A 255-nucleotide genomic window follows, 5' to 3' on the forward strand; every position below is an offset into this window, starting at 1 on the left:
GACGTTACTTGTTTGTTTAGTTTTGAGGGAGTAATTCTCTCAAAGCTTTTTTTAATCGTTCCTTGAAAACTAGATAATCGTAAGAAGAAGTCAAAGTAAAACCGAGAATTGCCACTTTAGTTTTTCTTTCTTATTAATAAGAAGAAAATAAACCTTTTAGGTTAAGTTAGAAAGGGCGCACGGTGGATGCCTTGGCACTAGGAGCCGATGAAGGACGGGACTAACACCGATATGCTTCGGGGAGCTGTAAGTAAG

1 rRNA gene is annotated in these 255 nt (G+C 38.4%); it reads left to right on the top strand.

The window, feature by feature from the left end:
- Positions 1 to 159 precede the first annotated feature (159 nt).
- A 23S ribosomal RNA gene (locus tag M3189_RS26730) occupies positions 160 to 255 on the top strand; the annotation flags it as partial.

The sequence above is a fragment of the Neobacillus niacini genome, assembly GCF_023715415.1.
GTDB classification, from domain to species: Bacteria; Bacillota; Bacilli; order Bacillales; family Cytobacillaceae; genus Neobacillus; species Neobacillus niacini_C.